This is a genomic window from Streptomyces cyaneus (assembly GCF_004028635.1).
In the GTDB taxonomy this organism is placed as follows: Bacteria; Actinomycetota; Actinomycetes; order Streptomycetales; family Streptomycetaceae; genus Streptomyces; species Streptomyces cyaneus.
In genome coordinates this window covers 100,591-122,250 of the sequence record NZ_RQJW01000011.1, presented here as the reverse complement: position 1 = coordinate 122,250, position 21,660 = coordinate 100,591, and the positions used below count along the sequence as shown (strand labels likewise).

15 protein-coding genes are annotated in these 21,660 nt (G+C 71.9%); 7 read left to right on the top strand and 8 right to left on the bottom strand.

Translation table 11 applies throughout. From position 1 onward, the window contains the following. Positions 1-2: 2 nt before the first annotated feature. Complete coding sequence (rsmD, locus tag EHO50_RS34370; RefSeq protein ID WP_128435157.1) at positions 3-590, bottom strand: 16S rRNA (guanine(966)-N(2))-methyltransferase RsmD; 588 nt, start codon at positions 588-590, stop codon at positions 3-5. Between the two features lie 80 nt (positions 591-670). After that, positions 671-3,901 (bottom strand): helicase-related protein, encoded by a 3,231-nt coding sequence (locus tag EHO50_RS34365; protein ID WP_128435156.1) that lies wholly within the window; start codon positions 3,899-3,901, stop codon positions 671-673. Positions 3,902-4,091: 190 nt separating this feature from the next. On the opposite strand from EHO50_RS34365, the gene EHO50_RS34360 reads away from it, so the two are divergent. Both EHO50_RS34360 and EHO50_RS34355 read left to right on the top strand, forming a co-directional pair. Then, positions 4,092-5,927, top strand: coding sequence for an HSP90 family protein (locus EHO50_RS34360; protein WP_128435155.1), 1,836 nt, complete (start codon positions 4,092-4,094; stop codon positions 5,925-5,927). Beyond that, positions 5,927-8,890 carry a tetratricopeptide repeat protein gene (locus tag EHO50_RS34355; RefSeq protein WP_128435154.1) on the top strand — a complete coding sequence of 988 codons (2,964 nt, stop codon included), beginning with the start codon at positions 5,927-5,929 and terminating at the stop codon, positions 8,888-8,890. Before EHO50_RS34360 ends, EHO50_RS34355 begins: the two co-directional genes overlap by 1 nt. 16 nt (positions 8,891-8,906) lie before the next feature. Here EHO50_RS34355 and EHO50_RS34350 read toward each other — a convergent pair whose 3' ends face one another. After that, positions 8,907-10,892: a DAK2 domain-containing protein gene (locus tag EHO50_RS34350; RefSeq protein ID WP_128435153.1), complete on the bottom strand. Its 1,986-nt coding sequence runs from the start codon at positions 10,890-10,892 to the stop codon at positions 8,907-8,909. 248 nt (positions 10,893-11,140) lie between these two features. On the opposite strand from EHO50_RS34350, the gene rpmB reads away from it, so the two are divergent. The 3 genes from rpmB to EHO50_RS34335 all read left to right on the top strand — a co-directional run bounded on the left by rpmB (position 11,141) and on the right by EHO50_RS34335 (position 15,717). Next, on the top strand, positions 11,141-11,326 hold the full coding sequence (gene rpmB / locus EHO50_RS34345) for a 50S ribosomal protein L28 (protein ID WP_003993230.1): 186 nt from the start codon (positions 11,141-11,143) through the stop codon (positions 11,324-11,326). 132 nt (positions 11,327-11,458) lie between these two features. Next, positions 11,459-14,476, top strand: a complete 3,018-nt coding sequence (locus tag EHO50_RS34340; RefSeq protein ID WP_128435152.1) for an AfsR/SARP family transcriptional regulator — start codon at positions 11,459-11,461, stop codon at positions 14,474-14,476. Between the two features lie 35 nt (positions 14,477-14,511). Beyond that, positions 14,512-15,717 (top strand): FAD-dependent monooxygenase, encoded by a 1,206-nt coding sequence (locus tag EHO50_RS34335; RefSeq protein ID WP_128435151.1) that lies wholly within the window; start codon positions 14,512-14,514, stop codon positions 15,715-15,717. Here the strand turns inward: EHO50_RS34335 and thiD are convergent. After that, on the bottom strand, positions 15,692-16,492 hold the full coding sequence (gene thiD / locus EHO50_RS34330) for a bifunctional hydroxymethylpyrimidine kinase/phosphomethylpyrimidine kinase (protein WP_128435150.1): 801 nt from the start codon (positions 16,490-16,492) through the stop codon (positions 15,692-15,694). The genes EHO50_RS34335 and thiD overlap by 26 nt on opposite strands. Next, complete coding sequence (locus tag EHO50_RS34325; RefSeq protein ID WP_128435149.1) at positions 16,489-17,457, bottom strand: thiamine-phosphate kinase; 969 nt, start codon at positions 17,455-17,457, stop codon at positions 16,489-16,491. Before EHO50_RS34325 ends, thiD begins: the two co-directional genes overlap by 4 nt. 206 nt (positions 17,458-17,663) lie before the next feature. On the opposite strand from EHO50_RS34325, the gene EHO50_RS34320 reads away from it, so the two are divergent. Together EHO50_RS34320 and EHO50_RS34315 are read left to right on the top strand one after the other, a co-directional pair. Then, complete coding sequence (locus tag EHO50_RS34320; protein ID WP_003997603.1) at positions 17,664-17,897, top strand: Lrp/AsnC family transcriptional regulator; 234 nt, start codon at positions 17,664-17,666, stop codon at positions 17,895-17,897. Between the two features lie 20 nt (positions 17,898-17,917). Beyond that, on the top strand, positions 17,918-18,451 hold the full coding sequence (locus EHO50_RS34315; RefSeq protein ID WP_128435148.1) for a DUF3515 domain-containing protein: 534 nt from the start codon (positions 17,918-17,920) through the stop codon (positions 18,449-18,451). Here the strand turns inward: EHO50_RS34315 and EHO50_RS34310 are convergent. The 3 genes from EHO50_RS34310 to EHO50_RS34300 form a co-directional block, all read right to left on the bottom strand. Beyond that, positions 18,444-19,601: a D-alanine--D-alanine ligase family protein gene (locus tag EHO50_RS34310; protein ID WP_128435147.1), complete on the bottom strand. Its 1,158-nt coding sequence runs from the start codon at positions 19,599-19,601 to the stop codon at positions 18,444-18,446. The genes EHO50_RS34315 and EHO50_RS34310 overlap by 8 nt on opposite strands. Positions 19,602-19,671: 70 nt before the next feature. After that, positions 19,672-20,682, bottom strand: a complete 1,011-nt coding sequence (locus EHO50_RS34305; RefSeq protein ID WP_128435146.1) for an NAD(P)H-dependent glycerol-3-phosphate dehydrogenase — start codon at positions 20,680-20,682, stop codon at positions 19,672-19,674. Further along, entirely contained in the window at positions 20,679-21,494 is an 816-nt protein-coding gene (locus EHO50_RS34300) for a lysophospholipid acyltransferase family protein (RefSeq protein WP_128435145.1), read from the bottom strand. The genes EHO50_RS34305 and EHO50_RS34300 overlap by 4 nt, the downstream gene beginning before the upstream one ends. Positions 21,495-21,660 lie beyond the last annotated feature (166 nt).

The window sequence follows — 21,660 nt, the reverse complement described above, 5'->3', positions numbered from 1 at the left end:
GGTCATCGTGCGTCTTCGCACGTAGAGGCGGCGCGACCGTACCAAAACGTTCCCTCGCCGTAGCGACGGGCCCGGAGCGCTTCGAAGCCGCCCGGCCACCGGAATTCTCCGCCTCTGGTGCTGCGCTCCACGGTGACGAGAGCCTCCGGCGCGAGCCAGCCCCCTGAGCGGAGTGTGAGGAGAATCTCGCGAAGATCGTCGTCCGTGACGGCGTACGGGGGGTCGAGGAAGACGATGTCGTACGGCTCGGTCGGCGCCGGGGTCTGGATGATCTGTTCGGCTTTGCCCGACCTCACCTCGGCGCCGGGGAGGCCGAGATTCTTCACGTTCTCGCGGACGACGCGGGCGGCTCGGGCGTCGGCCTCGACGAGGAGGGTGTGGGCGGCGCCGCGGGAGAGTGCCTCCAGGCCGACTGCGCCTGAACCTGCGTACAGGTCGAGGACCCGCTCGCCGTCCAAGGGGCCGCCGAGGAGGGACTGCCAGGTGGAGAGGAGACCTTCGCGTGCGCGGTCTGAGGTGGGGCGGGTGCCGGTGCCTGGCGGCACGGCCAGACGACGTCCGCCGGCTGCGCCGGCGATCACGCGGGTCATCTTCGGTCCTTGGTTGTGGGCGGCTTCAGGTATCAGTGTGGCTGGTCGCGCAGTTCCCCGCGCCCCTGGGCTGGCATTCCTCACCCCTTTTCCAGGTACTGCTCTCTCTCCTCGTCCACGAGGGCGTCCAGGGCCGTGCGCAGGCCAGGAAGGCCCGTCAGCTCCGGATCGGCCGCAACCACCGCCGCCGCCTCCTCCCTCGCCTCCGCGATGATCTCCTCGTCCTCGATGACCGCCAGCATCCGCAGGCTGGTGCGGGCGCCCGACTGGGCCTGGCCGAGGACGTCGCCCTCGCGGCGCTGTTCCAGGTCGATGCGGGAGAGTTCGAAGCCGTCGAGGGTGGCGGCGACCGCGTTGAGGCGCTGGCGGGCCGCGCTGGCCTCCGGCATTTCGGTGACCAGGAGGCACAGGCCGGGGGCGGAGCCACGGCCCACTCGGCCGCGCAGCTGGTGGAGCTGGGAGACGCCGAAGCGGTCGGCGTCCATGATCACCATGGCGGTGGCGTTCGGGACGTTGACGCCGACCTCGATGACCGTCGTGGCGACCAGGACGTCCGTCTCGCCGGCGGCGAAGCGGCGCATGACGGCGTCCTTGTCGTCGGGGTGCATACGGCCGTGCAGGACCTCGACCTTGAGGCCTTGGAGCGGCCCAGTGGCGAGCTGGTCGGCGACGTCGAGGACGGCGAGCGGCGGGCGCTTCTCGGCCTCGTCCTCGGGGGACTTCTTCTTGCCGGTCTTCTTCGGGTCGTCCTCCTCGTCCCCGATGCGGGGGCAGACGACGTACGCCTGATGGCCGTTCTCCACCTCCTCCCGCACCCGCTCCCAGGCGCGGGCCAGGAAGTGGGGCTTGTCGGCCGCCGGGACCACGTGGCTGGCGATCGGGGAGCGTCCGGCCGGGAGCTGGTCCAGGACCGAGGTCTCCAGGTCACCGAAGACGGTCATGGCGACCGTGCGCGGGATGGGCGTCGCCGTCATGACGAGCAGATGGGGCGGCTGCTTGCCCTTGCCGCGCAGGGCGTCGCGCTGCTCGACGCCGAAGCGGTGCTGCTCGTCGACCACGACCAGGCCGAGGTCGTGGAACTGCACCTTGTCCTCGATCAGCGCGTGCGTGCCGATCACGATCCCGGCCTCTCCGGTGACGAGGTCGAGCAACGCCTGGCGGCGGGCGGCGGCTCCCATGGAGCCCGTCAGCAGCACGACCTTCGTGGCCTGCTCGGCCCCGCCCAGCATCCCGCCCTCGGCCAGCTCGCCCATCATCTCGACGATCGACCGGTGATGCTGCTGGGCGAGCACTTCGGTGGGCGCGAGCATGGCGGCCTGACCGCTGGCGTCGACGACGGCAAGCATGGCGCGCAGGGCCACCATGGTGTTGTGCGTGACAGTGAAGTTGTCGGTGACGTAGGCATGGCTCGGGTGTGCGACGCTGATGCACTGGACCGGCTTCCGCCCCACATACTCGACCGCCCGAATCCCGCGTCGCAGCGTGTTGTATTTCGGGCGGGGGCCCAGCTGTTCCGCCTTGCGTGTCAGCCTGAACGGGGCGTACGCGTCAGGCAGGGATACGGACACGTTGAACGCCGCTCGCTTCGGCAAGATTCGTGCCCGGCCTCCCAGTGAGCGCGCCAGCCAGGCGACGTCCTCCGCGAGAGTCCGCGAGGCCGAACAGAACGAGGCGCTGAATCCGCCCGTGTGGACGGTGCCGTCGGTGTCCATAAGCCCTTGGAGCACAGCCAGGCGGTTCTTGACAGACGTGTTCTTGAACGCTTCGGGAACGAATTTGCCATGCGACGTCACGCCCCAGAGGCTCAGCTCCCGCATGGCCTGGATCACTGGATTGCGAGAGCCGCCCGTACGGCGGGTCAGCTGGATCGTGTAGTCGCAGCGGGATCCCTTCACCGGGACGAGTTGGCACTCGGGGGCCACGGCCGCCGCCACCGCGTCGCGGATCTCGGCGTCGATCGTGGACAGACGCAAGTTGTGCCGGAATGAGCCGCCGCCCAGAAGGAGGCCGAACAGGTACGGATCGAGAGGGAGCCCGCAGTCGTCCCCGAGGTCAACCGGGGTGGCCACCGGGAGGTACCACTTCGAAGATCCGTTTGCCTTGAACGTGTCCAGGCGGATCTCCCGAGTCGTCATGACTTTGGGGGACTGGCCACGGTGCCATCCACAACTCGTGCCGACGATCCAGAGATGCTCGTCGTCGCACTCGACGGAACTTCCGTCGGAAAGGACCATTCGCCAGACATCGCGCTCTCCCTGGGGGAAGAGGCCGTCGATCAGCGCGATCTCCCCGTCCGGCACGACAACTTCGTCCCCCACCCTCAAGTCGCCCATACGGCGGAAGCCAGTGGGTGCGAGCACGAGGGAATCGAGCGGCTGGGCCTTCCCCGACCCCACCTCCCCTTGGAGCAACCGGTGCATCGGGTGCTCGGTGGCCAGGTCGTCGAAGATCTCCCTGGAGACCTTCTGCTGGCCTTCGGTGAGGGTGAAGGGGAGGCGGTCGTCGAAGGCCGCCAGGAGGCCGTCCGGCTTGGGTTTGCGGGCGACCGCCGGGAGTTGGGCGTCGGCGTGGCGGCGGCGGGCGAGGGCGACCTGGAGGACGAAGGCCTCGTCCCACTTGAGGCGGGAGCGGGCGTCCTCGATGTCCGCCTTGGTGTGCGGGCGGTGGATCTTGAGGAGGGCCTCGGGGAGAGGGACCAGGCCCCGGCCCTCGCGGAGGGTGTCGGGGAGGGGGTCGATCGCTTCTTGGGCGCTGGGGAGGACCGTCTGGATCGCCTTGCCGATCTTCCAGGACTCCAGTTTGGCGGTGGCGGGGTAGATGGGGATCAAGGCGCCCGCCCAGGTCTCCACGGTTTCGGCTGCCTCGTCGTCGGCACCGCGCAGCAACTCGTACGCCGGGTGCGCCAGTTGGAGGCGGCGGTTGAAGACGGAGACCTTGCCCGCGAACATCGCGCGTGTGCCCGGCAGGAGCTCCTTGTGGGGCTTGTGAACGCCGTTGCCGAAGAAGACCAGTTGGAGGCGGCCGCTGCCGTCCGTGATCGTGACTTCGAGGCGCTGGCCCTTGCCCCGGGGGGCTTTGGAGGAGGCGAAGGTGTGCAGGCGGGCGTCGGCGACCATGGCGACCACCGTGACGTGCTCGTCCATGGGGAGGTCGGCGAGGTGGGTGAGCTGGCCGCGCTCCTCGTATCTGCGCGGGTAGTGGTGCAGCAGATCGCCGACGGTGTGCAGGCCGAGGTGCTCGGCCATCACCTTCGCGGTGGGAGGGCCGAGCACTTTCTTCAGTGGTTCTTCCAGTGCGGGCACGAGATCCATTCCACACCACGGCACTGACAATGCCGTAGAGGTCGCGGCGACCGTCCCGGTAAACGTCCCGGAAACCCCTGGTCAGACGGTTCGTTTCGGCTCTAGGATGGCGCGCTCCGGCCATCCTTTCGCGGTCACCGCCTCACCGGGGCCGCCCGACCCCGCGCCGTCGCGAAGTCCCCCCACCGGCGCAGCGACGATGGACTCCCAGACCTCACAGTCATCCCAGGCACCTCAGCCGCCCCAGTCACCTCACACCTTCCAGGTCGACCTGCGTGGTCTGGTGGACCTGCTCTCCCATCACCTCTACTCCAGTCCCAAGGTCTATCTGCGCGAGCTGCTGCAGAACGCCGTCGACGCCATCACCGCCAGACGCGCCGAGGAGCCGGGCGCGCCGGCCAAGGTGCGGCTGTACGTCGAGTCGGGCGCCCTGCGGGTCGAGGACTCCGGGGTCGGGCTCACCGAGGCGGACGTGCACAACCTCCTCGCGACCATCGGGCGCAGCTCCAAGCGTGCCGAGGGGCTGCAGGAGGCCCGGTCCGACTTCCTGGGGCAGTTCGGCATCGGTCTGCTGGCCTGTTTCGTGGTCGCCGAGCGGATCCGGGTGGTCAGCCGCAGCGCCCGTACGCCGGACGCGCCGCCCGTGGAGTGGACGGCCACGGACGACGGTTCGTACACCGTGCGGACGCTGCCGGACGACGCCCGCGCCGAACCGGGCACCACCGTGCACCTGGTGGCGCGGGCCGGGGCCGCCGAGTGGCTGGCGGAGGACCGGGTTCTCGCGCTGGCGCGGGACTTCGGGTCGCTGCTGCCGTACGACGTCCGGGTCGGCCACGAGGCGGTCACCGATCTGCCCGCGCCCTGGGACCGGTCGTACGCCTCACCCGCCAACCGGAGGGTGGCTCTGGCGCGGCACTGTCACGACCTGTTCGGCTTCACGCCGCTGGACTCGATCGAGCTGGACGTGCCGCTCGCGGGGATTCGTGGCGTGGCCTACGTCCTTCCCTCGGCGGTCAGCCCGGCCCAGCGGGCGGGGCATCGCGTCCACCTCAAGGGCATGCTGCTGACCGAGCGCGCCGAACAGCTGCTGCCCGACTGGGCGTTCTTCGTGCGCTGTGTCCTGGACACCGACAGCCTCAGGCCGACGGCCTCGCGTGAGTCGCTGTACGAGGACGAGACGCTGGCGGGCGTACGGGAGGCGCTCGGCGAAAGGATTCGGTCCTGGCTGACGGGGCTGGCGGCCGGTGATCCGGAACGGCTGGAGGCATTCCTGTCCGTGCACCATCTGGGCGTGAAGTCCCTCGCGCGGCACGACAAGGAGATGCTGCGCACGATGCTGCCGTGGCTGCCCTTCGAGACGACCGACGGACGGTTGTCCCTGGAGGAGTTCGCCCAGCGGCACCCGGTGGTGCACTTCACGCGGACCGTGGAGGAGTACCGGCAGGTCGCGCCGATCGCGTCCGCGCAGGGCGTCGGGGTGATCAACGGCGGTTACACGTACGACAGCGAGCTGGTCGAGGCGCTGCCGTCGGTGCGGCCGGGGACGGTCGTCGCAGAGCTGGACGCGGACACCGTGACCGCCCATCTGGACGCGGTCGACCCGGCCGAGGAGCTGGCCCTGGCCGGCTTTCTGGCGGCCGCGCGGGCGAAGCTCGACCCGCTGGGCTGTGATGTCGTCCTGCGCGCCTTCCATCCGCTGTCCGTGCCCGCGCTGCACCTCGACGACCGGGCGGCCCGGCACGAGCAGGCACGTGCGGAGGCGGAGGAGCAGGCCGACGACCTGTGGGCGGGCATCCTCGGCTCGCTGCGCGGCAGCGCGCCACGCGCGCGTCTGGTGCTCAACCACCTCAACCCGCTGATCCGGCGGATCAGTTCCCTGGGCGACCCGGAGCTGATCGGCACCGCCACCGAGTCCCTGTACGGGCAGGCGCTGCTGATGGCGCAGCGACCACTCAGGCCCGCGGACTCGGCGCTGCTGAACCGGGCCTTCATCGGGCTGCTGGAATGGGCCACGAACGGCGACGGAGGCCGCTGATGAGTGAGATCACCGACTTCGACTCGCTGCGCCGGGCGATGGCGGAGAACGCCGAGGAGCCGGAGGGTCCCGCCCGCAACGCGCGCGCGGAGCAGCTGCTCGCCGAGGCCGAGAAGCTGAACGTCCCGCTCGCCGTGATCGAGGCGCTCGGGCACCAGCTGAAGGTCTACAACTACAGCTCCGAGAAGGACAAGATGTTCGTCCCGTTCGCGCGTCTGCTGCGCATGTGGGACGAGCGGCCCGAGGACTTCGACGAGTACGAGACGCATTCGCTGCACTGGGTCTTCAAGTGGATGTCGTCCGGCATGCTCGACCAGCCGCACATCCCGCTGGCCTCGATCGAGAAGTGGCTCGGCGAGATGGAGCACCGCTACCGGCTCGCCGGGCACTCCGAACGGGCGGTGCGCAGCGCCGAGTTCAGCGTGGCCGCGCATGTCGGGGACGTGGCGCGGGCCGAGCGGGCGTACGGCGCCTGGCTGGCCGCCGACCGGGACAGCATGGCCGACTGCCACGCGTGCGAGCTGCACGGGCAGGGGTGGTGGCAGGCGGAGCGGGGCCGGGACGCGGAGGGGCTGCAGCTGTGGGGGCCGGTCCTGGAGGGCGAGTTCACGTGCGCCCACGAGCCGCACACGGTCCTCGCGTCCTCCCTGGCGCCACTGCTGCGCCTGGGCCGCGTCGACGAGGCCCGCGCCAACCATCTGCGGGGCTTCAGGCTCGTACGGGCCATGGAGAGCATGCGCGGGGCCTACGCGGACCACGTGGAGTTCTGCGTGCTCACCGGCAACGAGGCGCGCGGCCTGGAGCTGCTCGCCGAGCGGCCCGCGTACTTCACGGACGACGGGCATCCGCGCAGCAAGCTGGAGTTCATGACGGTGGTGGCCCTGCTCATGGACCGCCTGACCGGGCTCGGGCTCGGGGATCAGCAGGTGCCCGGTCCGGCGGGCCGTACCTGGAGCGCCCGGGAACTCGCCGTCCACGCGCGCGCGGAGGCCCTCGACCTGGCCGCGCGTTTCGACCAGCGCAACGGCACGGGGCACATCAGCGAGCGGGCACGCGCGCGTATGGAGCAGCGGCCACTGGTGGAGCGCCTGCCGCTGGGCGTGCGTACGCCGGCTCGGCCGACGGCGGTGGCGTTGCCCGTGCCGACTGCGGCAAGCGCGCCGGAGGATCCGGACACGCGGCTCGACCTGGCCACGCTGCTCGCCGAGGCACGACGCCTGTCGGACACCCTGCAGCCGAACGCCATCGAGGCCTGGGCGGCCGTCTCGCGGGCCGCCGAGGGCGTCGAGCTGGACGCCCTCGACCGCGCGGAGATCGCCGATCACCGGGCGGTGGACCTGGGCCCCGAGGGCATCGCCCTGTTCGAGGAGGCCGCCGGGCTGTACGCGGAGGCGGGCGACCCCGGGGAGGCCCTGGCGGCACGCGCGCGTGGAGCGTACGTACGCGCACTCACGGGCGAGGTGTCCGAGGCCCTCACGACGATCGCCGACCTGTACGACCGGATTCTCGCGCTGTACGCCGAGGACGGCACGGAGGTCCGTCAGACGGCAGCCGTGCTGATGAGCCGGGCGCGGATCCTGATGCGGCGGGTGCACGAGGCGGAGGACGCGGTGCAGGGCGCCGTCCTGGCCGACGCCGAGACCGCCGCGCGGGAGGTGCTCGCGCTCGTAGACGGGCGGGCCGGGGACGACGTACGGCTCATCTCGCGGGCCGCGGAGGCGCAGGCGATGCTCGCGGAGCTGGCGGCGCTCACCGGGGACGTGGCGGGGGCCGCGGAGCTGTTCGCGCGGGCCTCGGAGGCGTTCGTCGAGGCGGGGCTGCCGTGGTTCGCGGTGGAGTACGAGGCCCGGCTGGCCGGACTCGCGCACCATCTCGGCGACACGGCGGAGGCCGAGCGGGCGCTGCGGGCGGCCCTGGAACACGGCGGGCCGCACCTGGAGGCGACCGGGCGGGCCCAGCTGAACCTCCAGCTGGCCGAGTTGCTCGGCGGCCGTGGGCTGTCCGAGGAGGCCGCCGAACACGCCCTTCAGGCGGCGCACTGGGCCGACGAGGCGGGCGAGAGCCGCACGCTGGGCGCCTGGGGGCGGCAGCAGCTCGGCGGGTTCCTGCTGCGGCAGGGACGGTTCGCCGAGGCGGCCGAGGTGCTGGAGTCGGCGCTGCCCGACCTGACCGCCGAGACGCACGGCGACGGGGCGGTCGTCCAGACGCAGTGGTGGCTCGGCGACTGTCTGAGCGAGCTCGGCGAACACCGCGCGGCGGCCGAACGCCGGTTGCAGGCCGCCGAGATCGCCCGGCACTGGCCCGAGCAGCACGACCACGCCACGCTCGCCCACCTCGCCGCCGAGTCCCTGAGCCACGCGGGCCTGCACGCCGAGGCGGACCGGGCGTACACGCGCGCGGGCACGCTGTGGCGCTCCCTCGGCAACGTCCACGGCCTCGTCCGCTCCCTGCGCGCCCGCGCGTGGCTGGCGCTGCGCGCGGAGGACGTGGCGGGCGAGGGCGTGGCGGGGAGGGACGGCACGGCGTCCGAGTTGATGGCGAGCGCGGTCGACGAGTGCGTGGCGGCGCTGGACGCCGCGGACGACGAGGAGGCGCGGCAGCGGCTCACCGCAGAGCTCGGCCACACCCACCGGCAGTTCAGCGACCTGCTCGCCCGTTCCGCCACGGAGGACGCCGAGGACGAGTCGATCCGGGCCGCGCTGGAGGAGGCCCTGTCCCAGGTGACGCGGGCCGCCGCGGTGTTCGCCTCCCTCGGCGACGACGCCCTGCACAGCCGCACCGGCGCCGAACTCGCCGCGGGCTGGCTGGAGGCCGACCTGAGCCGCCCGGACCGGGCGGCGGCACGCGCGCGTGCGGTGCTGGCGGCGTACGAGGGCTGTGACGAGGGCGACGAGGCGGCGCAGGAGCGACGGTCCGAGGCCCGGCAGATGCTTCAGGTGGTGGAGGAGCAGGACACGGAGTAGGACCCGGCCGCGCGGCTCACTCCACGCCGATGAGCAGCAGCGCCCCTTGCCGCCCGCCCCGGTACACCACCGTGTCGACGGCGAGATACGACTCACGCACGCGTGCTTCGAGGTGCTCGGCGATCGCCTCCGGTGCCTCGTCGCCGAGGACGATCGTGACGAGTTCGCCGCCGGCCGCGATCATGCGGTCGAGGACGGTCTCCGCGGTGGCCGTGACATCTGAGCCGATCACGGCCACGTCGCCGTCGATCAGGCCGAGGATGTCGCCGGCCTGGCAGATGCCGGCCATGGTCCAGGACTGGCGCTCCGCGACGGCGACCTCGCCGTACCGGGTCGCGCCGGCCGCCGAGGTCATCGACACGACGTCCTCGTCGAAGCGGCGTTCCGGCTCGTGCACGGCGAGCGCCGCGATGCCCTGGACCGCGGAGCGGGTCGGGATCAGCGCCACGCGGATGCCCTCCGCGCGGGCCTGCTCGGCCGCGGCGGCCGCGGTGTGGCGCAGCTCGGGGTCGTTGGGCAGCAGCACGACCTCACGCGCGTGGGCCCGCCGTACGGCGTCGACGAGTTCCCCGCTGGCGGGCGGCTCCCCGGGCCGCGCGAGCACGGCGGTCGCGCCGGCCTCGGTGTACAGCCCGGCCAGGCCCTCACCCGGCACGACGGCCACCACGGCGCGCTGAACCCGCTCCCGCAGTGGCCGCTCGCCGCCGGTGGTGTGGACGTCGCCGAGCCCGAAGTGGGTGATCCGGATCCGGTACGGCCGCCCGGCCTCGACGCCCGCCTCCACGGCGGCGCCCGCGTCGTCGACGTGCACATGGACGTTCCACAGCCCGTCGCCGCCGACCACGACGAGGGAGTCCCCGAGGGCGTCGAGCCGGGCCCGCAGCCGGGCAACGGCCGCGTCATCGGCCTCCAGGAGGTAGATCACCTCGAAGGCGGGGCCACCTCCGCCGTGTCCGGCCGGACCGTCGGCGCAGTCGTCGAGGTCGCCCGGGACGGCGGAGCCCCCGCGCGCGTGCGCCGCGGTTGCCGCTTGCCCCGGCACGTGGGACGCGAGGTGTTCGTCGCTCCCGGGAAAGGCACCCCACTCCAGGTCCGGCCCGGGAAAGGCACCCGGCTCCAGGTCCATGGGCGGCATCCCGGTGCCGCGCTCCACGCGCGTGCGTGCGGTGTCGCCCGCCGTCGTCTCCGCAGTCTCCACACGTGCGTGCGATCCACCGCCCTCGCCGCCCCCGCCGTCCCCTGCGAGCCCCTGCTCATCCCCGGCCCCACCGCGCCCCCCGCGCGCGTACGTCCCGGAACCCGAACCGGAACCCTTGGCCAAGGACCCGACCGCCCGCGGCGCCTCCCCGGTGAACGTCTCCACCAGCGCCGCAAGCACCGCCACCAGCCCTCGCCCACCCGCGTCGACGACCCCGGCGCGCTCCAGGACGGCCAGCTGGCCGGGCGTCGCGGCGAGGGCGGCACGCGCCCCCTCGTAGGCAGCCCGCGCGACCGTCCCGCAGTCGCCCTCCGCTCCGTCGGCCGCGTCGGCGGCGGCCGAGGCGACCGAGAGCACCGTGCCCTCGACGGGATGGGCCACGGCCTCGCGCGCGGAGTCGGCGGCGCGCCGCAGGGCGAGCCGCAGGCCCCCTCCGCCGGTGTGAGCCGCCTCCCCGTCGGCGGCGAGCACCTGCGCCATGCCACGCAGCAGCTGCGCCAGGATCGTCCCGGAGTTCCCCCGGGCCCCGATCAGAGCCCCGTGTGCCATCGCGCGCACGGCGTCGGCCAGCGAGGGGCTCCCGGTCCGCGCGGAATCCACCTCGTGCCCGGCGAACACCGCCTCGACCGCGGCCACGGACGACTCCACGGTCAGATACAGGTTCGTCCCGGTGTCACCGTCGGCCACCGGATAGACGTTGATCGCGTCGATCTCCTCACGCGCGCGACCCAGCGACTCCAACGCGAGGCCGCACCAGGTGCGCACCGCGAGAGCATCGAAGAATGTCTGCGGCACGTGCGCCACCTGCGCCTCCTTGAGCTGCTGGACGTGGCTCGCAGCGTAGACCCAGGGCCGGTGTGCGGCGGAAGAGGGCCGGGAGCGGGGCCCTGAGCAGCCATGGTAGTTTCGTTGCACTGGCGCAGTCGTTGTATGCTGCTCCGGTTGCCCGATCTGATCGGGCCGTTCCCCTGGCAACGCCACTCAGATCCTAGATCTCGATCCCGGCCTGCCGGGATTAACCGTAAGTGCATCTGAAGTCTTTGGAGTGACCCGTGGCTGCCAACTGCGACGTCTGCGGCAAGGGGCCGGGCTTCGGCAACAACATCTCGCACTCGCACCGCCGTACGTCCCGTCGCTGGAACCCGAACATCCAGCGCGTCCGTACCGTGGTCGGCGGGACGCCGAAGCGCGTGAACGCTTGCACCTCGTGCATCAAGGCCGGCAAGGTCTCGCGCTGACGCACAGCTAAGCGCGCGGCCACTGCTGGTTCGTTGCACTGAGCCGGTCCACCTGACGGTGGGCCGGCTTTTTGCTGTCCCTGAAGTTTTTTGCTGTCCCTGGCATCGCGCTGAACTGCCAGAATCCCGAGCATGCGCTTCGGCATCCTGGGCCCACTGGAGATACGCACCGACGACGGCACCCCCGTCGACCCCGGCGGCCCCCGGCCTCGCGCCCTGCTCACCCTCCTGCTCCTCGACGCGGGCCGGGCGGTCTCCATGGAGCGCCTGTTGGACGGCCTCTACGGCAGCCGGCCGCCCGCCGGTGCCGCCAACGCCCTCCAGTCGCAGATCTCCCGCCTGCGCAGGCGCCTCGCCCCGCACACGGAGATCGAGGCGACCCCGACCGGCTACCGCATCGCCACAGCTCCCGACACGGTGGACGCCCACCGGTTCGAGCAGCTGGCCGCCGACGGACGTGCCGCCCTCGCCGCCAAAGACCACCGGCGGGCCGCGGCCGGGCTTCTGGGCGCGCTCGCCCTGTGGCGTGGCCCCGCCCTGCCCGACCTCCCGGACGCGCACGCCGAGCGCACCCGGCTCGACGAGCTCAGGCTGGCCGCCGTACAGGACCGCATCGAGGCGGATCTGGCGCTCGGCGGCGGTCCGGAACTCATACCGGAGCTTCGGGCGCTGCTCTCCGCGCACCCCCTGAGCGAGCGGCTGTACGGCCAGCTGATGCGCGCCCTGCACGCGGTCGGGCGGCCCGCCGAGGCGCTGACGGTGTACGAGGAGGCCCGGCGGGCGCTCGCGGAGGAGCTGGGTGCGGACCCCTCCGCCGAGTTGTCCGCGCTGCACCTGGAGCTGCTCCGGGGACAGCGGGACGACCGCCGACGCGTCCCCGTCCAGCTCACCCGCTTCGTGGGCCGGGAGACAGAGCTCGTACGGATCTCTGAGCTGCTGAGCGGGGGAGCGGGCTCCCGTCTCGTCACGCTCACCGGCCCCGGCGGCGCGGGCAAGACCCGGCTGGCGATCGAGGCGGCGAGCGGGCACAGCGACGTCTGTTACGCCGAGCTGGCACCCCTCACCGACGGGGCGCAGATCCCGTACGCCGTACTGACCGCCCTCGGAGTGCGCGACGGCTTGCGCACCCCCGCGACGGACGGCACCGAGCGACTGCTGGCCGCGCTGGAGGACCGCGAGCTCGTTCTCGTCCTCGACAACTGCGAGCACCTGGTGACGGACGTGGCCCGGCTGTCCGCGCTGCTGCTCGGCGCGTGTCCCGGGGTGCGCGTGCTCGCCACGAGCCGTGAGTCGCTCGGCATCACCGGTGAGGTCCTGATCCCCGTACCGCCGCTGCCGCCGGAGCCCGCGGGCAGGCTCTTCCTCGATCGCGCGCGGGCCGTGCGTCCCGGATTCGAGGGCCACGCGCGTGTGGCCGACATCTGCGCGGCCCTCGACGGGCTGCCTCTCGCCATCGAGCTGGCGGCGGCCCGGCTGCGCACCCTCACCCCGGACGAGTTGGCGGACCGCTTGGGCGACCGGTTCCGCCTTCTCTCCCGCGGCGACCGTTCCAAGGCTCCCCGGCATCGGACCCTGCGCGCCGTCGTGGAGTGGAGCTGGGACCTCCTGGACGAGGAGGAGCGGGAGCTCGCGACCCGGCTGACGGTCTTCGTGGGCGGGGCCACCCTGGAGGCGGTCGAAGCGGTGTGCGCGACCCCGCATCCGGAGGACCTGCTGGCCTCGCTGGTCGAGAAGTCGTTCCTGGAAGTGTCCGAGGGCCGCTACCGGATGCTGGAGACCATCCGCGCGTACGCCGCCGAGCGGCTGGCGGACGAGCACCGGCTGCGGGACGCCCACGCGGCGTACTTCCGGGCGCTGGCCGAGCGCGCGGAGCCGTGTCTGCGCGGTGGCGGCCAACTCCCCTGGCTGGCCCGTCTGGACACCGAGCGGGACAACCTGGACGCGGCTCTGCGCCATCTCGTCGCCACGGCCCCCGAGGGCGCCCTGCGGCTGATGGCGACCCTGTCCTGGTTCTGGCGGCTGCGCGCCCCGTACGGCGAGCAGGTGCCCTTGGCTCGCGCCCTGCTGGCGGCGGTCGGCGAGGCACCGCCGCCGGGGCTGGCGGAGGAGTACGCGCTGTGTCTGATGAACACGGTCACCGGCCGCGGCGACGATCCGGGCGAACCCGACCGCATCGCGCGTGTGGCCGCGCTCATGCGCGCCCTGGACGAGCCGCTGCGGCTGCCTTTCACCATGGTCCTGTGGTCGCTGGCCGCCGGCCCGCTGTACGCGGTGGACGACGACCTGCTCGCCGTCCAGGTCGGCGACGCACCGTGGGGCCGCGCGCTGCTGGATCTGGGACTCGCCTACCAGGCGCAGTTCACGGGCGACCCGGTGGCCTCCGAGGCGGCCTTCGCGCGCTCACTGGCCGGATTCCGTGCGACCGGTGACCGCTGGGGCATGGCCAACTGCCTGGATCCGCTGGGTGGCTTCGCGGGCCGGCGCGGCGACTACGACCGCGCCCTGGAGCTGTTCGACGAAGGCCTGGAGTACGTCCAGGAACTGGACGCACCCGAGGAGACCTCCGACCTGCTGCGCTCCCGCGCCACCGTGCTGCTGTACCGCGGCGACAGCGAGGACGCGGTGGCGCTCTTCACGCGAGCCGCCGACCTGGCCCGCGCGGCGGGTGCCCCGGACAAGGTGGCGGCCGCCCGGCGCGGCCTGGGCGACGCGGCCCGGCTCTGCGAGACCGGGGACACCGCCCACGCGCGCGTGCACTACGAAAGCGCTCTCCAGGCCTGCGCGGCGAACTGGTTCAGCGTCGGCGAGACCGTCCTGATCCTGATCGGGCTGGGCCGCACGGCGGCCGCCGAGGGCGATCTCGACCAAGCCCGCGACTGGTTCGCCCAAGCCCGCACGCACGCCTTGGACGTCCCCGACACCCTCGCCCTGGCGGCCGTCGCCGAGGCCCTGGCCTCCGTCGCCCCGCACCCCGAGCGGGCGGCCGAACTCCTGGGCGCCGCGGAGGGCCTGCGGGGCGCGTCGACCGATGGCGACCCCGATGCCGTACGGACGCGGAAGGAGGTACGCGAGAAGTTGTCCCGCGAGGCATACGAGAAGGCCTTCGAGCAGGGCCGCGCGCTACGGTCAGCGGCGGTCAGCGAACGGTAGGAGGACGGTCAGCGGCCGCGCGGAAGCTGCCGTGCATGACGAACAAGACGCACGACCTCGGCCACCTCACCGTCCTCATCTCCGGCGCCAGCGTCGCCGGTCCCGCCCTCGCCCTGAACCTGGCCCGCTACGGCGCACGCGTCACCGTCGTCGAGAAGGCGCCCGCGCTGCGCGGTGGCGGCTTCGCGGTCGACTTCCGGGGGCACGTCCACCGCACGGTCCTCACCTCGATGGGCATCTGGGACGAGATCCACGCCCACCAGACCCATATGGGCCGCCAGAGCGTCGTGGACGCGGACGGGCACGCGCGCGTGGACCTGCCTTCGGAGATGATGAGCGGCGATGTGGAGATCTTCCGGGGGGAGCTCGCGCGGATCATGTACGAGCGCACCAAGGACCGCGTCGAGTACGTCTTCGGCGACTCGATCGCCACGCTCACCGACACGCCCCACGGTGTCGACGTCACCTTCGACAACAGCCCGTCCCGCCGCTTCGACCTGGTGATCGGCGCGGACGGCCTCCACTCGCACACCCGAGGTCTCGTCTTCGGCGACGAGTCCCGCTACCTGCGCTTCTTCGACCACTACGTCGCGGGCTTCGAGGTCCCCAACGACCTGGGCCTGGACCGCACGGGCCGCCTCTACAGCGAGCCTGGCCGCGCGATCGCCCTCGGCAACTACGACGGCGACCCCGACCGCGCGGGCGCGCTGCTGGTCTTCCGGTCCGAGCGGCTGTCCTACGACCGCCGGGACACCGCCGCGCAGAAGCGGATCCTCGCCGAGCGGTTCGCGGGGATGGGCTGGGAGGGGCCGAACGTCCTCAAGGCGCTGGAGGCGGCCGACGACCTGTACTTCGACGCGATCGCCCAGATCCACGTCGACCGGCTCACCAAGGGGCGCGTGGCGCTGCTCGGGGACGCCGGGTACGGCGCCACGATGGGCGGCATGGGCACCGGTGTGGCGATCGTCGGCGCGTACGTCCTGGCCGGTGAACTCGCCCTGGCGGGCGGGGATCACCGTATGGCGTTCGCCGCGTACGAGAGCCGGATCCGGGACTTCGCCAAGGGCTGTCAGAAGACGTCGGGCAACGCGGGACCGTTCTTCGCCCCGGCCACCGAGCGGCGGATCCGCAGCCGGGACCGGATGTACCGGCTGCTCGCCTCCCGCCCGCTGGCGGCCTTCTTCAAGCGGCTCACCGAGAAGTCGGCGACCGGCATCAAGCTCCCGGAGTACCCCGTGTGAGGGCCCAGCCGTGGTCGACAGGCCCGATCCCGCCGCCGAGCGCGAACCCGGCCGCGATCGCCCCCGTGACGTACTCCTTGGCCGCCGCCACCGCCTCCGGCACGGACTGCCCCTTCGCCAGCTGCGACGCGATCGCCGACGCGAGGGTGCAGCCCGTGCCGTGCGTGTGCCGGTTGTCGTGGCGCGGGGCGCGCAGCCAGTGCTCCTCGGAGCCGTCCGTGAGCAGGTCCAGGGCGTCGCCCGCGAGATGGCCGCCCTTGACCACGACCCAACGGGGCCCGTACGCCAGCACGGCCGCCGCGGCTCGCCGCAGGTCGTCCTCCGACTCCACGTGTACGCCGGTGAGTTGGGCCACCTCGTCGAGGTTCGGGGTGGCGACGGTCGCGACCGGCAGCAGCTTGGTGCGCACCGAGTCGAGCGCGGAAGCCGCCAGCAGCGAGTCGCCGTGCTTGGAGACCCCGACCGGATCGACCACGGCGGGCGCGTCCGTCCCCCCGATCAACTCGGCCACCGCCTCGACGAGTTCGGCCGACGCGAGCATCCCCGTCTTGATCGCCTGTACGCCGATGTCGTCGACGACGCTGCGGTACTGCGCCCGCACCGCCTCCACCGGAAGCTCCCAGGCCCCCTGCACACCGAGGGAGTTCTGGGCGGTGACCGCGGTGATCACGCTCATGCCGTGCACGCCGAGCGCGAGCATCGTCTTCAGGTCGGCCTGGATGCCCGCGCCGCCGCCGGAGTCGGAGCCCGCCACCGTGAGGACGCCCGGGATCATGACTCGATGTCCCCGCCGAAGTGGTCCCAGCCGCCCTTGCTGGTCCACGGCGCCCCGTCCACCGTCACCTGCGGCAGCGCCGAGGGGTTGAGGACCTCGCCGATGACCTTCCAGCGGGCCGGCAGCTTCACGTCCGGCGGGAAGGTAGCCACGATCGCGTGGTCCTCTCCCCCGGTCAGCACCCACTGCATGGGGTCGACGCCGACGGCCTGCCCGATGTCGTTCATCTGGGTCGGGATGTCGATCGCGCCCGAGCGGATGTCGATGCGGACCTTGCTGGCCTCGGCGATGTGCCCGAGGTCCGCGATCAGCCCGTCGCTGACGTCGCACATCGCGGTCGCGCCGAGCCCGGCGGCGGCCGGACCCGCGTGATACGGCGGCTCGGGGCGCCGGTGCGCCTCCACGAAGGCACGCGGCGAGCGGAAACCGCGGGAGAGCACGGCGTATCCGGCGGCGGACCAGCCCAGCCAGCCGGTCACCGCGACGAGGTCGCCGGGCTGGGCGCCGGCCCGCGTCACGGGCTCCTGGTTGCGCAGATCGCCGAGCGCGGTGATCGACACCATGATGGTGTCGCCCCGTACGACGTCCCCGCCGACCACCGAGGCGCCCGCGACCTGGCACTCGTCGCGCAGACCGTCCATCAGTTCGCTCGGCCAGGTCACCGGGAGTTCGGCCGGCACGACGAGGCCGAGCAGCAGCGCGGTCGGTACGGCGCCCATGGCGGCGATGTCCGCGAGGTTCTGCGCGGCGGCCTTGCGGCCCACGTCGTAGGCCGTGGACCAGTCACGGCGGAAGTGCCGCCCCTCCAGCAGGATGTCGGTGCTGGCGACCACCCTGCGGTCGGGCGCGGCCACCACCGCGGCGTCGTCGCCGGGGCCGACCCGGACCGCCGGGGTGGTGGTGAGACGGGAGGTGAGCTCCCTGATGAGCCCGAACTCGCCGAGCTCACCAACAGTGCCCTTCATTACCCTTACGCCCCTTCTGTCCCTGTCCGTACCCGGTCGCGCGGCACTACTGTCCTCGCTACGGTCGAGGTGTACGTCAACTTCTGTCGTGCCGGTACCCCGGCGCGCAAGCCCCGGCCCTCGCAGGTCTCCCCGCGGCGAGCGGCGACGCGATACCGTGGCGTTCCTTTTCCCCACATGATCCTCGTGGCCGCCCTGGAGGTTCCGTGGTACAGGCGTACATCCTGATCCAGACGGAGGTCGGCAAGGCGTCGACCGTCGCCGAGACGATCAGCAAGATCCCTGGAGTCATCCAGGCCGAGGACGTGACGGGACCCTACGACGTCATCGTGCGCGCCCAGGCCGACACAGTCGACGACCTGGGTCGCATGGTGGTCGCGAAGGTCCAGCAGGTGGACGGCATCACCCGCACCCTGACCTGCCCGGTCGTACATCTGTAGCCCCCGTCTAACCTTGGGCGGTGAACTCTTTCCGTCACCGGCACATTTCTGTCCTCGGGCTGCCCGCGCTCGTCCTGCTGATCACCGCCGCGGGCTGTTCATCAGCAGACGACAGCGCGTCCGTGGCGGTTCCCAGCCCCGACGCGAAGGCCACGAAGCTGTGCCAGGACCTGGACAAGGTACTGCCGGCCAAGGTGGACGGTGAGAGCCGTGAGGATCCCTCGCCCTCGTCCGCGCTGACTGCGGGCTGGGGGGACGACCCGGCGATCATACTGCGCTGCGGTGTACCACGGCCGCCCAAGATGGTCGACCCGAAGGTGGCGACCGGCGACGACCCGAAGGCGATCGGCGGTGCGGTGAACGGCGCCGAGTGGCTGATGGAGAAGCAGGACGACGGTTCGACCCGCTTCACCACGGCCAATCGCAAGGTGTACGTCGAGGTGACGGTGCCGAAGGGCCTGGACAACGCGGGAATGCTCACCGACATGGCGCCGGCCATCAAGAAGGCGATCCCCAAGGGGACCGCCAACCTGGAACTTGCGCCTCCTACCTGAGCCCGGTGGACCGCCGCAACGCCGCCTGGATCAGCTTGTCCACGAGGTCCGGGTAGCTGATCCCGCTCGCCTGCCACATCTGCGGGTACATCGAGATCGGCGTGAAACCGGGCATCGTGTTGATCTCGTTGATCACGAACTCCCCGTCCTCGGTGAGGAAGAAGTCCGCGCGCACCAGGCCCTCGCACGAGGCCGCCTCGAAGGCGTCCACCGCCAGGCGCTGGACCTCGGCCGTCTCCTGCGCCGTCAGAGGCGCGGGCACGATCCCGGGCGTCGAGTCGATGTACTTGGCCTCGAAGTCGTAGTACGCGTGGGCGTCCGGCGGCGGGATCTCGGCCGGCGCGGAGGCGCGCGGCCCGTCCTCGAACTCCAGCACCCCGCACTCGATCTCACGGCCGCGCAGCGCCGCCTCGACAAGGATCTTCGGGTCGTGCCGCTGCGCCTCGGCGATCGCCTCGTCCAGGCCGGACAGATCCTCGACCTTGGTGATGCCGATCGACGAACCCGCGCGCGCGGGCTTCACGAAGAGCGGCCAGCCGTGGTCGCCGGCGAGGTCGATGATCTTCTTGCGGGCGGCGGACTCGTCCTGCTCCCACTCCCGCGGCCGGATCACCACGTACGGGCCCACCTTGAGCCCGAACGAGGTGAACACCCGCTTCATGTACTCCTTGTCCTGGCCGACGGCCGAGGCGAGCACGCCGGAACCCACGTACGGCACCCCGGAGAGCTCCAGCAGGCCCTGCAGGGTGCCGTCCTCGCCGTAGGGGCCGTGCAGCACCGGGAAGACGACGTCGATCTCGCCCAGCGCCTTGGGTACCGATCCGGGCTCGGTGTAGACGACTTCGCGGTTCGCCGGGTCGACGGGGAGCACCACGCCGCCCTCGCCGGCGTCGGTGAGGTCCTCGACCTCGGGCGTACGGCGATCGGTGATCGCCATCCGTTCCGGTTCGTCCGCGGTGAGCACCCAGCGGCCTTCCCGCGTGATGCCGATCGGCAGGACGTCGTACTTCGCCCGGTCGATCGCGCGCAGTACGGCGCCGGCGGTGACCATGGAGATCCCGTGCTCGGAGCTGCGACCGCCGAACACGACGGCCACGCGCGGCTTGCGAGGCTGCTGGTCTGGGCTCTGGGGGAGGTTCTCGGTGCTCATATCGCGATGAGCGTACCCGCCCGTAGGGTCCGAGTCAGCGTCCGGAGGGTGGCGTTCCCCTCGGCGTCGCTCAGCGTCGCTCGGGCTTTGCGCTGCGCGACATCAGCTCCTTGAGCGCGACCACCGGCGGCTTGCCCTCGTGCACGATGCCGACGACCGTCTCCGTGATCGGCATGTCGACGCCGTGCCGGCGGGCCAGATCCAGCACGGACTCACAGGACTTGACGCCCTCGGCGGTCTGCTTGGTGACCGCGATGGTCTCCTGGAGGGTCATGCCCTTGCCGAGGTTGGTGCCGAAGGTGTGGTTGCGGGACAGCGGCGAGGAGCAGGTCGCCACCAGGTCGCCCAGGCCCGCGAGTCCGGAGAAGGTCAACGGGTCGGCGCCCAGCGCGACGCCGAGTCGCGTGGTCTCGGCGAGGCCGCGTGTGATGAGCGAGCCCTTGGCGTTGTCGCCGAGGCCCATGCCGTCCGCGATGCCGACGGCGAGGCCGATGACGTTCTTCACGGCACCGCCCAGTTCGCAACCCACCACGTCCGTATTGGTGTAGGGGCGGAAGTACGGTGTGTGGCTGGCGGCCTGGAGGCGCTGGGCGACGGCCTCGTCGGTGCATGCGACCACCGCGGCGGCCGGCATCCGCGCGGCGATCTCGCGGGCGAGGTTGGGTCCGGTGACGACGGCGATGCGGTCGTGGCCGACCTTGGCCACGTCTTCGATGACCTCGCTCATCCGCATGGTGGTGCCGAGTTCGACGCCCTTCATCAGCGACACGAGAACCGTGCCCGGCGCCAGCATCGGGGTCCACTCGGCGAGGTTGGCGCGCAGCGTCTGGGAGGGGACGGACAGCACCGTGAAGTCTGCGCCGGCCATGGCCTCGGCGGGGTCCGTGGTCGCCCGCATGCCTTGCGGGAGCTCGACGCCGGGGAAGTAGTCGGGGTTCGTGCGGGTCGAGTTGATGGCCTCGGCGACCTCGGCGCGACGGGCCCACAGGGTGACCTCGCACCCGGCGTCGGCGAGGACGATGCCGAAGGCCGTACCCCATGAACCGGCACTCAGAACTGCCGCCTTGACGGGCTTGCTCACGTGCCCTGCCCCTCTTCCTGCTCGGCCTTTTCCTGTTCGGCCCTCGGCTGCTGCGACGCCTGCTGGGACTGCCGGTTCTGCGCGGCGGTCCTGCGGCGCTGCTCGATGCGCTCCTGGCGCGGATCGTACGGCGTCTCGGGCGCCTTCTCGCCGCGGATCTCCTCCAGCTGGCGGGTGATGGCGGCCATGATGACCTCGGTCGCCTCCTTGAGCAGGTCCGGGGTCATCTCCTTGTCGTAGAAGCGCGCGAGGTCCACGGGCGGGCCCGCGAGCACCCGGTGGGTCTTGCGCGGAAGGACGTTGGCCTTCTTCGCGTAGGGCGGCAGCAGTTCGTTGGCGCCCCACTGCGCGACCGGGATCACCGGGCACTTGGTCTGCAGCGCGACCCGTGCGGCACCGGTCTTGGCGGTCATGGGCCACTGGTCGGGGTCGCGGGTGATGGTGCCCTCGGGATAGAACGCGACGCACTCGCCGCGCTCCACGGCGTCGATCGCGGCGCGGAAGGCGCTCAGCGCGTCCGTGGTTTCCCGGTAGACGGGGATCTGCCCGGTGCCGCGCATAGCGGCGCCGACGAATCCCTTCTTGAAAAGCCCGCTCTTCGCGAGGAATCGCGGAACCCGGCCGGTGTTGTACTGAAAGTGCGCGTACGCGAAGGGATCGATGTGCGAATTGTGGTTCACCGCGGTGATAAATCCACCCTCGGCCGGAATGTGCTCCATTCCGCGCCAGTCCCGCTTGATCAGAACCACCAGCGGCGGTTTGCAGAGCACCGCGGCGAAGCGGTACCAGAAGCCGATTCTGCGGCGGGGCACGCGGACACCTTCCTCTAGGGACCAAGGTCATCGGGCCGGGGGGCCGCACAAGTGTCGCCCCAGGCCGCCGGTCTGTCGAGAACACCGTACGCCTCGCCGCCGCAACCGCCAGATGCCCCTGGTGACGGCTGAGTGACAATGGCCGCGACTAGAGAGGGACGAAACG

What these genes read in the sequence shown, in the direction of transcription:
- rsmD (WP_128435157.1), bottom strand. Translation starts at nt 590, where the DNA reads ATGACCCGCGTGATCGCCGGCGCAGCCGGCGGACGTCGTCTGGCCGTG.
- EHO50_RS34365 (WP_128435156.1), bottom strand. Translation starts at nt 3,901, where the DNA reads ATGGATCTCGTGCCCGCACTGGAAGAACCACTGAAGAAAGTGCTCGGC.
- EHO50_RS34360 (WP_128435155.1), top strand. Translation starts at nt 4,092, where the DNA reads ATGGACTCCCAGACCTCACAGTCATCCCAGGCACCTCAGCCGCCCCAG.
- EHO50_RS34355 (WP_128435154.1), top strand. Translation starts at nt 5,927, where the DNA reads ATGAGTGAGATCACCGACTTCGACTCGCTGCGCCGGGCGATGGCGGAG.
- EHO50_RS34340 (WP_128435152.1), top strand. Translation starts at nt 11,459, where the DNA reads ATGCGCTTCGGCATCCTGGGCCCACTGGAGATACGCACCGACGACGGC.
- EHO50_RS34335 (WP_128435151.1), top strand. Translation starts at nt 14,512, where the DNA reads ATGACGAACAAGACGCACGACCTCGGCCACCTCACCGTCCTCATCTCC.
- thiD (WP_128435150.1), bottom strand. Translation starts at nt 16,492, where the DNA reads ATGATCCCGGGCGTCCTCACGGTGGCGGGCTCCGACTCCGGCGGCGGC.
- EHO50_RS34325 (WP_128435149.1), bottom strand. Translation starts at nt 17,457, where the DNA reads ATGAAGGGCACTGTTGGTGAGCTCGGCGAGTTCGGGCTCATCAGGGAG.
- EHO50_RS34310 (WP_128435147.1), bottom strand. Translation starts at nt 19,601, where the DNA reads ATGAGCACCGAGAACCTCCCCCAGAGCCCAGACCAGCAGCCTCGCAAG.